The sequence below is a fragment of the Microbacterium sp. Leaf351 genome, from assembly GCF_001423825.1.
Taxonomy (GTDB): Bacteria; Actinomycetota; Actinomycetes; order Actinomycetales; family Microbacteriaceae; genus Microbacterium; species Microbacterium ginsengisoli.
Genome location: NZ_LMPK01000037.1, coordinates 29,299 through 40,015, shown reverse-complemented (window position 1 = coordinate 40,015; position 10,717 = coordinate 29,299). Strand labels below are relative to the sequence as shown.

Annotated in this window: 9 protein-coding genes and 1 tRNA gene; 5 read left to right on the top strand and 5 right to left on the bottom strand. The window is 69.5% G+C overall.

Annotated elements, in window-relative coordinates; genetic code table 11:
* The 5 genes from ASG00_RS12705 to ASG00_RS12685 form a co-directional block, all read left to right on the top strand.
* Positions 1-1,828 (top strand): penicillin-binding transpeptidase domain-containing protein (locus ASG00_RS12705; RefSeq protein WP_235559587.1); only part of this gene is annotated, 1,828 nt, incomplete at its 5' end.
* Positions 1,825-2,787 (top strand): metallophosphoesterase, encoded by a 963-nt coding sequence (locus ASG00_RS12700; protein ID WP_056210052.1) that lies wholly within the window; start codon positions 1,825-1,827, stop codon positions 2,785-2,787. The genes ASG00_RS12705 and ASG00_RS12700, both read left to right, overlap by 4 nt.
* A gap of 16 nt (positions 2,788-2,803) precedes the next feature.
* A tRNA-Pro gene (locus ASG00_RS12695) sits at positions 2,804-2,877 on the top strand.
* Positions 2,878-2,935: 58 nt separating this feature from the next.
* Positions 2,936-3,703, top strand: a complete 768-nt coding sequence (locus tag ASG00_RS12690) for an HAD-IIB family hydrolase (protein WP_045246331.1) — start codon at positions 2,936-2,938, stop codon at positions 3,701-3,703.
* Between the two features lie 72 nt (positions 3,704-3,775).
* Positions 3,776-4,618, top strand: a complete 843-nt coding sequence (locus ASG00_RS12685) for a DUF1295 domain-containing protein (protein ID WP_056210050.1) — start codon at positions 3,776-3,778, stop codon at positions 4,616-4,618.
* Here the strand turns inward: ASG00_RS12685 and ASG00_RS12680 are convergent.
* The 5 genes from ASG00_RS12680 to recR all read right to left on the bottom strand — a co-directional run bounded on the left by ASG00_RS12680 (position 4,598) and on the right by recR (position 9,994).
* Positions 4,598-5,233, bottom strand: a complete 636-nt coding sequence (locus ASG00_RS12680) for a thymidine kinase (RefSeq protein ID WP_056210047.1) — start codon at positions 5,231-5,233, stop codon at positions 4,598-4,600. The two genes, ASG00_RS12685 and ASG00_RS12680, sit on opposite strands and share 21 nt — an antisense overlap.
* A 7-nt stretch (positions 5,234-5,240) precedes the next feature.
* Positions 5,241-6,701 (bottom strand): malate dehydrogenase (quinone), encoded by a 1,461-nt coding sequence (gene mqo / locus ASG00_RS12675; protein ID WP_056210045.1) that lies wholly within the window; start codon positions 6,699-6,701, stop codon positions 5,241-5,243.
* Positions 6,702-6,831: 130 nt separating this feature from the next.
* Positions 6,832-7,902 carry an aspartate-semialdehyde dehydrogenase gene (locus ASG00_RS12670; protein WP_056210043.1) on the bottom strand — a complete coding sequence of 357 codons (1,071 nt, stop codon included), beginning with the start codon at positions 7,900-7,902 and terminating at the stop codon, positions 6,832-6,834.
* Between the two features lie 99 nt (positions 7,903-8,001).
* On the bottom strand, positions 8,002-9,288 hold the full coding sequence (locus ASG00_RS12665; RefSeq protein ID WP_045246322.1) for an aspartate kinase: 1,287 nt from the start codon (positions 9,286-9,288) through the stop codon (positions 8,002-8,004).
* Between the two features lie 112 nt (positions 9,289-9,400).
* Positions 9,401-9,994 (bottom strand): recombination mediator RecR, encoded by a 594-nt coding sequence (gene recR / locus ASG00_RS12660; protein ID WP_056210041.1) that lies wholly within the window; start codon positions 9,992-9,994, stop codon positions 9,401-9,403.
* Positions 9,995-10,717 lie beyond the last annotated feature (723 nt).

The window sequence follows — 10,717 nt, the reverse complement described above, 5'->3', positions numbered from 1 at the left end:
CCAGCCCGCCAGCACGACCAACGGCGACGCAAACCACTACGCGCTCACCAAGCAGCGGCAGACCTACGTTCTCGACCGCATGCTGATCGACGGCAAGATCTCGCAGGCCGATCACGACAAGGCCGTGTCCGACCCGATCATCCCCACGATCACCACCCCGAAGACGGGATGCGCGGCGAGTTCCGCGCCCTACTTCTGCAAGTACGTGCAAGACGTCGTCTCCAACGACCCGGCGTTCGGCTCCACCCCCGAGGAGCGCGCCGCGAAGCTGCAGAAGGGTGGCCTGAAGATCTACACCACGATCGACATGAACCTGCAGAACTCCGCGCAGGGCTCGATGTCGAAGTACGTGCCGGCGACGATGGCCGGCATCGACCTCGGGTCGACGTCGGTCACGATCGAGCCGTCCACGGGACGCGTGCTCTCGATCACGCAGAACACGAACTACAGCGAATCCGATTCGGCCGGATCAACGCCCGGCACTTCCAGCCTCGTCTACGCCGGAAACTCGACGTATGGCAAGTCGGGCGGATTCCCCGCGGGCTCGACCTTCAAGATCTTCACCCTGGTCTCCTGGCTCGAAGCGGGGAACTCGGTCAATCAGGTCATCGACGGCCGCAACCGGGTGTTCAAGAACATCCCCACCTGCAACGGCACCTGGACCAACGCGAACAACGAGACGATCGGAAACTTCGAGGGCCAGGGCATGATCGGCACGCCGATGCAGTTCACGGCCGCGTCGATCAACTCGGGCTTCCTCGCGATGGCCTCGAAGATCGGGCTGTGCCCGATCGCGCAGACTGTCGCCAAGATGGGCGTCACATTCGGCAACGGCAAGCCGATTCCGATGGACTACGGCACCGAGGTCATCGGCGTCGACAACGTGTCGCCGATGGCGATGGCCGAGGCGTTCGCGACCGTCGCGAACAACGGCATCTACTGCAGCCCGACGGTCATCGACAAGGTGACGGATGCCTCGGGCACCGAGCTCGCCAAGCCTGCCTCCAACTGCTCCCAGGTCATCGACCCGAATGTCGCGGCCACCGCGGCCTACGCCCTGCAGGGCGTGATGCGCGGAGGAACCGGTACGGGCGGAAATCCGTACGACGGCACCCCGCTGCTCGGCAAGACGGGTACGAACGAGCAGACGCACACGTGGCTGATCGAGTCGTCGACCAAGGCGACGACAGCGGTGTGGGTCGGCAACGCGAACGGCTTCTCGAACCTCTTCCACCTTTCGACCGGCGGAAGGCAGCTCTCCAACCTGCGCTACGTCCTGGCGAAGGAGATTCAGGGCGCGGCCGACAAACTCTACGGCGGCGACGCCTTCCCGGCGCCCGACCCCAACCTCACGAAGCAGGTCATGTCGACACTGCCGAACGTGGTGGGTCTGACGGTCGACCAGGCCACGCAGCAGCTGCAGACCGCCGGCTTCAACGTGCAGACCGGCACCCCGGTGGACTCGACGGTCGCCGCCGGCCTCGTCGCCCAGCAGGATCCGGCCGCGGGCCAGGTCGCCGGAGGCACCACCGTGACGCTGTCGCCGAGCACCGGCAACGCACCCGCGGTTCCGATTCCAGGGGTGAGCGGACAGTCGCCGTCGCAGGCGCAGGCGACGCTGAGCAGCGCGGGCTTCACAAACGTGAGTTTCGCGAACCCGGCCATCTGCTCCACGCCGAACGCCAAGGCGAGCGGCACCAGCCCCGGCGCCGGCCAGTCGGCACGCCCGAGTGACCCGATCGCGATCACCTGCACCCCCGCCAGCGGCGGCGGATCGGGTGGCGGCGGCTCGGGTGGCGGCGGCTCCGGCGGCACCGGCAGCGGATGACGCCGACCACCACCCGCACTGCCCTGATCGCGCTCGGCGCGGTCGGGGCAGCGGGCGCCGCCGCGGCGGTGTGGGGAACGAGCGTCGAGCGTTTCCTGTTCACCGTTCGCACGCACACGGTGGCGATCCTGCCGCCGGGAGCGCCGGCGATCCGCGTCCTGCACCTGTCCGACCTGCACATGGCACCGTGGCAGCGTGCCAAGCAGAGGTGGGTCGCGGGTCTCGACGATCTGCGCCCGGATCTCATCGTGAACACGGGTGACAACCTGGGCCATCCCGAGGGCCTCGATGGCGTGCGTGCTGCTCTGTCGGCGTTCGGCGGAATCCCCGGCGTGTTCGTGCACGGGTCGAACGATGTCCACGCCCCTGCGCCGCGCAACCCGTTCCGATACTTCACGGGGCCCTCGAAACGCCATGTACGGGAGGAGCGCATCGACACCGATGCCCTTGATCGCTTCCTGCGTGACGACCTGGGCTGGCAGGACCTCAACAACGCCGCCTCGAGCATCGACGTGGCGGGGCTTCGCGTCGACGCGTTCGGTGTCGACGACGCACATCGACACTGGGACGACCTCGCCGCGCTCCCCCCGCTGCGCGAGGCGCAGCGCACCGCGGGAGTCGCCGACCTGACCCTCGGCGTCACCCACGCGCCCTATCGTCGCGTGCTCGACGTGTTCGACGACCTCGGTGCCGACGCGATCTTCGCGGGCCACACGCACGGCGGACAGGTGCGCATCCCGTTCGCCAAGAACGCCCTCGTCGCCAACTGCGACATCCCCCTCGACCAGGCGCGCGGCCTCAGCGCCTGGACGCATCACGGCCGCACGGTTCCCCTGAACGTGAGCGCCGGACTCGGCCAGTCGATCTACGCGCCGGTGAGATTCGGATGCCGCCCCGAGGCCTCGCTGCTCACTCTCGTGCCCGCGCCCGATTCGTCGCAGGCCGCGGCGACGGGGTAGACTCGGAGGGTTGCCACGGGGTGTGGCGCAGCTTGGTAGCGCGCGTCGTTCGGGACGACGAGGCCGCAGGTTCAAATCCTGTCACCCCGACTGCAGAGGGCTCCGCCGGAATGACGGAGCCCTCGTCATATCCAGAAACGGAGACCACATGTCCGCGCCCCGGCTCGTCGCCTTCGATCTCGATGACACTCTCGCGCCCTCGAAGAGCGCGATCGATCCGCGCATCGGCGATCTGCTCGTCGCCCTCGCCCAGCGTGTGGAGGTCGCGATCATCTCGGGCGGCCAGCTGGGCCAGTTCCGCGCGCAGGTGGTCGAGAAGCTGCCGGATGCCGCGTCGACGGTGTTCGATCGCTTCCACCTGATGCCCACCTGCGGCACCCAGTACTACCGGTTGAACGCCGACGGCATCGAGACGATCTACGCCCACGCGCTGAGCGACGATGAGAAGTCTCGGGCGCTGGCGGCGGTGCAGGAGGAGGCGGAGCGTCTCGGCCTGTGGGAGGCGGAGCCCTGGGGCCCGATTCTCGAGGACCGCGGCTCGCAGATCACGTTCTCCGCCCTCGGACAGCAGGCTCCCCTCGACGCGAAGATGGCGTGGGATCCGACCGGCGAGAAGAAGAATGCGCTGCGCGAGGCCGTCGCCGCCCGCATCCCCGATCTCGAGGTGCGTTCGGGCGGCTCGACGTCCGTCGACATCACCCATCGCGGCATCGACAAGGCCTACGGCATGGCGCAGCTCGCGACGCAGACCGGCATCTCGCTCGATGAGATGCTGTTCGTCGGCGACCGACTCGACCCGGACGGCAACGACTACCCGGTGCTCGCCCTCGGCGTCGCCTGCCAGGCGGTCGAGGGCTGGGAGGACACCGCCGTGTTCCTCGAGCAACTCATCCCCACCCTCCCCGACGCGCGCTGACGCTCCCGCCGCGCTCACCCCGGCGCCACGGCGACCGCCCTCGCCGTCCCCGGGCGGCGCTACGCTGACGACGTGACCGCTCTCGCCTGGGTTCTGACCGTCGCCGGCGTCGTGAGCGCCGCCTGCTGGGTGCTGTCGCTGATCACGAAAGACACCTCGTGGGTCGACCGCATCTGGTCGGTCGTCCCGGTCGTCTACGTGTGGATCTTCGCGGGCTTCGCGCTCGGCACCGGCGTCGACGCCACGCGTCTCGTCGTGATGGCTGTGCTCGTCACCCTCTGGGGCGCTCGCCTCACGTTCAACTTCGCCCGCAAGGGCGGCTACACCGGCATGGAGGACTACCGGTGGGCGATCCTTCGGGCGCGCATGTCGCCGGGCCAGTTCCAGGCGTTCAACCTGTTCTTCATCGTCCTGTACCAGAACGCTCTGCTCGTGCTCATCACCCTTCCGGCCGTCGTCGCCCTCGCGTTCCCCGCACCGTTCACCGGGTGGGATGCCGCGTGGTCGCTGCTGTTCCTGCTGTTCCTCGTGGGCGAGTTCACCGCCGACCAGCAGCAGTGGAAATTCCACCAGCGCAAGCGCGCCGCGGGCGGCACCCTGTCCCCCGGCTTCGTCGACACCGGCCTCTTCCGCTACAGCCGCCACCCCAACTTCTTCTGCGAGCAGGCCCAGTGGTGGATGCTATATCTGCTCGGCGCGACGGCGGCCGCGGCATCCGGAGTCTCGTTCTGGGGCGGCGCGCTCAACTGGTCGATCATCGGAGCGGCGCTGCTGACGGTGCTGTTCATCGGGTCGACCGTGTTCACCGAGTCGATCACGTCGGAGAAGTACCCGGCGTACGCCGACTACCGCCGGCGCACCTCGATGCTTGTGCCGTGGCCGCCGCGGCGGGCGTCAGCCGAGCAGCCCGCCTGACTCGCGCAGATAGCACTCCGCGCACATCGACTCGTAGGTGACCCGCTCGCTCGACAGCTCGTCGATCGCAACCTGATCGCCGTCGAACACGAACCGGCCGCCGACCAGCCGCGCGTTGAACAGCGCCTTGCGGCCGCAGCGGCAGATGGTCTTCAGCTCCTCCAGGCTGTGGGCGAGCTCCATCAGACGCCGCGACCCCGGGAACGCGTGCGTCTGGAAGTCGGTGCGGATGCCGTAGGCGAGCACCGGCACGCCGTCGAGCACCACGATGCGCAGCAGATCGTCGACCTGCTCCCGCGTGAGGAACTGCGCCTCGTCGATCATCAGGCACGCCACATCGCGGTTCTCGGGCACCAGGGTCGACTCGGCCTCGGCGTGCACGCGCGCGCGGTGCTGCGCGAAGATCGCCCGGATGTCGTCCTCCGGCCGCACGAGGAAGTCGACCGGGCGGGTGACGCCCAGACGGCTCGAGATGCGGTCGGCGTCCTTCGTGTCGATCTCGGGCTTGGCCAGCAGCACGGTCTGGCCGCGCTCCTCATAGTTGTAGGCGGCTTGCAGCAGCGCCGTCGACTTTCCGGAGTTCATCGCTCCGTAGCGGAAGTAGAGCTTCGCCACGCCCGCGTCAGACCGAGATGGACAGGTCGCCGGCCGTGCGCGCGAGAGTCTCGCGCGCGAGCTCCGGCTTGTCGTTCAGCGTCTCGCCGTAGGTCGGGATCAGCTCGGTGAGCTTCGGCTGCCATCCGGCGATGCGGTCGGGGAAGCACGTCTTCAGCAGGTTCAGCATGATCGCGACCGCCGTCGAGGCGCCGGGCGATGCCCCCAGCAGGCCCGCGATCGAGCCGTCGCCGGCCGAGACCACCTCGGTGCCGAACTGCAGCTTGCCGCCGACCATCACCTGCGCGCGCTGGCCCGCGTTCAGCAACTCCCAGTCCTTCGCGTCGGCGGTGGGCATGAACGCCTGCAGGCTCTTCATCTTGCCCTTGTGCGTCTTCAGCAGCTCGCTGACCAGGTACTTCACGAGGTCGAGGTTCGTCGCGCCCACCTTCAGCATGCTGAACAGGTTCGACGGACGCACCTGGGCGACGATGTCCCAGCGGGACCCGGTCTTCAGGAACTTGGGGCTGAACGTCGCGAACGGGCCGAACAGCAGGGAGGTCTCGCCGTCGACGACGCGGGTGTCGAGGTGCGGCACCGACATCGGCGGGGCGCCCACCGACGCCTGCGAGTAGACCTTCGCGCGGTGCTTCGCGACCACGTCGGGGTTGCTCGTCTTCAGCCACTGGCCCCCGATGGGGAACACGCCGTATCCCTTGATCTCGGGGATGCCCGACTTCTGCAGCAGCTTGATCGCCCAGCCGCCGGCGCCGACGAACACGAACCGCGCGTTCACCCGCGCCGGAGCACGCCCGACCGTGTGGCGGTAGTCGATGCGCCACGTGCCGTCGGCGAGCTTCTTCAGGTTGCGCACCTCGCGGCCCGTGAGGATGTCGGCGCCCCGCGCCGCCATGCCGTCGAATAGCTGCCGCGTCAGCGAGCCGAAGTCGACGTCGGTGCCGGCCTCGACGCGCGTCGCCGCGAACGGCTCGTCGGCCTTCAGCCGCTTGTCCATGAGCAGCGGGGCCCACTGGTTGATGACGCGCGAGTCGTCGCTGAACTGGATCGTCGAGAACAGCGGCTGCTGCTTCAGCGACTCATACCGGTGACGGAGGTAGGAGACATCCTTCTCGCCGCGCACGAAGGTCATGTGGGGGGTCGCGTTGATGAACGTCGACGGCTCATCGAGGATGCCCTGGTCGATCAGCGACGACCAGAACTGACGGCTCAGCTGGAACTGCTCGTTGATCGAGACCGCCTTCGCCGGGTCGACGGAACCGTCGGCCGCCTGCGGCATGTAGTTCAGCTCGCAGAGCGCGGCGTGCCCGGTGCCGGCGTTGTTCCACGCGTTGGAGCTCTCCTGGGCGACATCGCCCAGACGCTCGAACACCGCGATCTTCCAGTCGGGCTGCAGCTGCTGCAGGAAGGTGCCCAGCGTGGCACTCATGACTCCGCCGCCGATCAGGGCGACATCGAGGGTTTCGCTCACCGTTCGAGTCTAGTTCGCGCGCGCGACCCGCCCTCGCGCGAGGGCCTCGCCGGCCCGTGAAAGTCGGGCGTTCTTGACCGACGCGAAAGGGCCGGATGCCGCGGCATCCGGCCCTTCGAGGCGATCGGGCTCAGGCGGTGACCTGCAGCTTCGCGGCGACGAGCTCGGCGATCTGCACCGCGTTCAACGCGGCACCCTTGCGGAGGTTGTCGTTCGAGATGAAGAGCGCAAGACCCTTGCCCTCGGGCGCCGACTGGTCGGCGCGGATGCGACCCACGTAGCTGGGGTCGGTGCCGGCGGCCTGCAGCGGTGTCGGAACCTCCTCGAGACGCACACCGGGCGCGGCCGAGAGCAGCTCGCGCGCGCGCTCGGGTGTGATGTCACGGGCGAACTCGACGTTGATCGACAGCGAGTGACCGGTGAACACGGGCACGCGCACGCAGGTGCCGGCGACGCGCAGCTCGGGCAGCTCGAGGATCTTGCGGCTCTCGTTGCGGAGCTTCTTCTCCTCGTCGGTCTCGTTCAGACCGTCGTCGACGAGGTTGCCCGCGAACGGGATGACGTCGAACGCGATCGGGGCGACGTACTTCTCGGGCTCCGGGAAGTCGACGGATGCCCCGTTGTGCACGAGGTCGAGCGTGTGGCCCTGCGCGAGCACGCCCTCCACCTGGCCGAGCAGCTCGCGGGCGCCGGCGAGACCCGACCCCGAGACGGCCTGGTAGGTCGAGACGATGAGACGCTCGAGCCCGGCGTCGGCGTCGAGCACCTTCAGCACGGGCATCGCGGCCATGGTCGTGCAGTTGGGGTTCGCGATGATGCCCTTGACGGCCTCGTCGATGGCGTGCGGGTTGACCTCGCTGACGACGAGCGGCACTTCGGGGTCCATGCGCCAGGCGCTGGAGTTGTCGATGACGGTGGCGCCCGCTTCGGCGAACCGGGGCGCGTGGGCGCGGCTGCCGGTCGCACCCGCCGAGAAGAGGGCGATGTCGATGCCGGCCGGATCGGCGGTCGCGACATCCTCGATGACGACCGAGACACCCTGGTACTCGACCGACGTGCCGGCGCTGCGCGCCGTCGCGAACAGGCGAAGCTCGCGCACCGGGAAGGCGCGCTCGGCGAGGATCTCGCGCATCACCGTGCCGACCTGGCCAGTGGCGCCCACGACGGCGACGGTGAATCCGGAATCGGAGATGCGGGTCATGCGGGTACCTCGGGTGGGACGGGCGCGCGGAAGTCGCGGGCGGAAGGTTTGCCCGATTCTATCCGGGCGCCGATCCCCCTCGGCGCATGAAGTCGGGCCTCAGCGGCCGGAGCCGGCGTAGACGACGGCCTCGTCGTCACCGTCGAGCCCGTAGGCGGTGTGCACCGCGCGGGCGGCGGCGGCGACATCCGACCCACGCACCACCACGGAGATACGGATCTCGGACGTCGAGATCATCTCGATGTTGATGCCGGCGCTCGACAGCGCGTCGAACAGCGTCGCCGACACACCCGAGTGGCTGCGCATACCCGCACCCACGACCGACAGCTTGCCGATCTGGTCGTCGTGCAGCAGCGCCTCGAAGCCGACCTCCGCCTGGTCGGCGGCGAGGGCGCGGAGGGCCGCCGCGGCATCCGACTTGGGAAGCGTGAACGATATGTCGGTGCGACCGGTGGCGGCGGCCGACACGTTCTGCACGATCATGTCGACGTTCGCGCCCGACTTCGCGACGATCGTGAAGATCTCGGCGGCCTTGCCGGGAACATCGGGCACCCCGACGACCGTGACCTTGGCCTGGCTGAGGTCGGTGGCGACGCCCGCGACGATCGGCTCTTCCATGTGCTCTCCCTGTGCGAGACGCTCGGCACGGGCGTCGGGGCCGAGCACCAACGTCCCTTCGGCCGAGCTGAACGATGACCGGGCGTGGATGGTCACGCCGTGACGACGGGCGTACTCGACCGCCCGGATGTAGAGGACCTTGGCGCCGTTGGCGGCGAGCTCGAGCATCTCCTCGCTCGTGACGACGCCGAGCTTGCGGGCCTTCGGCACGACACGGGGATCGGCGGTGAAGATGCCGTCGACGTCGCTGTAGATCTCGCAGACGTCGGCGCTCAGGGCGGCGGCGAGCGCGACGGCCGTCGTGTCCGACCCGCCACGACCCAGAGTCGTGATGTCGCGGGTGTCGCGGTTGAAGCCCTGGAAGCCCGCGACGATGACGATGGCGCCCTCATCGAGCGCCTCGCGCAGGCGCACCGGGGTGACATCGACGATGCGCGCCGCGCCGTGGGTGGCATCCGTGATCATGCCTGCCTGGCTGCCGGTGAACGAGCGCGCCTCGAAGCCCATCGAGTGGATCGCCATCGCCAACAGCGCCATCGAGATGCGCTCGCCCGACGAGAGCAGCATGTCGAGCTCGCGCGGCGCCGGGATGGGGGCGACCTCGTGGGCGAGGTCGAGCAGCTCGTCGGTCGTGTCGCCCATGGCGCTCACCGCGACGACGACGTCGTGCCCGGCACGCCGCGTGTCGACGATGCGCTTCGCGACCCGCTTGATGCTCTCGGCGTCGGCGACGGACGAGCCGCCGTACTTCTGCACGATCAACGCCACAGTGGAACTCCCGGGAATATGCCTGGCGCACGGATGCCGCGCCCGACCGTCCATTCTAGGCAAGGCCGCATCGCCGATCCGCCATGTGTCCGGCGGGACGGGCCGCGATGCGTCAGACCGCGCGGCGCCCCTCGAAGGCACGCCCGAGCGTGACCTCGTCGGCGTACTCGAGGTCGCCGCCGACCGGGAGGCCCGAGGCCAGTCGGGTGACGGCGATCTGGAGCGTCGTGAGCAGGCGGCTGAGGTAGGTCGCCGTCGCCTCGCCCTCGAGGTTGGGGTTCGTCGCGAGGATGACCTCGGTGACCGTGCCGTCGGCGAGGCGCTGCATGAGCTGCGCGATACGCAGGTCATCGGGACCGACGCCGCCGATCGGGCTGATCGCCCCGCCGAGCACATGGTAGAGACCGCGGAACTCCCGCGTGCGCTCGATCGCCGCGACATCCTTCGCGTCTTCGACGACGCAGATGAGCGTCTGGTCGCGGCGCGGATCGCGGCAGATGGCGCAACGCTCCTGCTCGGAGACGTTGCCGCAGATCTCGCAGAACCGCACCCGCTCGCGGATGTCGACGAGCAGGGTCGCGAGCCGCGACACGTCGAAGCTCGGGGTCTGCAGGATGTGGAACGCGATGCGCTGCGCCGACTTCGGGCCGATGCCGGGGAGACGCCCGAACTCGTCGATCAGCTCTTGGACGATGCCGTCGTACATCAGGCGAACCTCGTCGGCGCCGAATAGGGCTCCTCACCCACGAACCGGGCGTCGAGCAACTGGCGTACGACGGCCTCGCCGTAGCGCTCGGGTCCGGTGGCGACGCGCGGCGTCGGCGGGGCGATGACCGGCGGGGCACCGACGCCGGCGTCGGTGTCGAGCTCGTCGTCGACGTCGTCGTCCTCGTCGACGGCCACCGACGGTGTCGTTGCCGTAGGCGGCAGCACGTCGCCGTCGCGCGGCGGCAGGTCACGGTCGGGCGTCGGCACGGCGTCTTCGGGTTCGTCGTCGACGGCGAACTGCGCGGGAGCGACCGGCTCGGGCGCGATCGGTTGCGGCGCGGGCGGGGCGACCACGGCGCGGGGCGCAGCGGATGCCTCGACCCCGGACGGTGCCTCATCGTCGCCCGGGATCGGAGCCACCGCCCAGTCGGTCACCGAGGCGGCCGCGGCCGCCGATGCCCGGGCCGGCGTCGGACGCTCGCTGCCGGACCTGCGGGACGGNCGGTGTGGCGGCGACACCGCCGCGCGGTGCGGGAGGCTCGGGCGCGGACGCACCGTCGGCGGGGCCGTCGCCCTCGTACCGGGCGATGTACTTCACCCGGATGCCGAGANCGGTGTGGCGGCGACACCGCCGCGCGGTGCGGGAGGCTCGGGCGCGGACGCACCGTCGGCGGGTCCGTCGCCCTCGTACCGGGCGATGTACTTCACCCGGATGCCGAGC

Bases quoted from the DNA above. Each gene is read 5' to 3' on its own strand.
- recR (WP_056210041.1), bottom strand. From the start codon at position 9,994: ATGTACGACGGCATCGTCCAAGAGCTGATCGACGAGTTCGGGCGTCTC.
- ASG00_RS12700 (WP_056210052.1), top strand. From the start codon at position 1,825: ATGACGCCGACCACCACCCGCACTGCCCTGATCGCGCTCGGCGCGGTC.
- ASG00_RS12670 (WP_056210043.1), bottom strand. From the start codon at position 7,902: ATGACCCGCATCTCCGATTCCGGATTCACCGTCGCCGTCGTGGGCGCC.
- ASG00_RS12690 (WP_045246331.1), top strand. From the start codon at position 2,936: ATGTCCGCGCCCCGGCTCGTCGCCTTCGATCTCGATGACACTCTCGCG.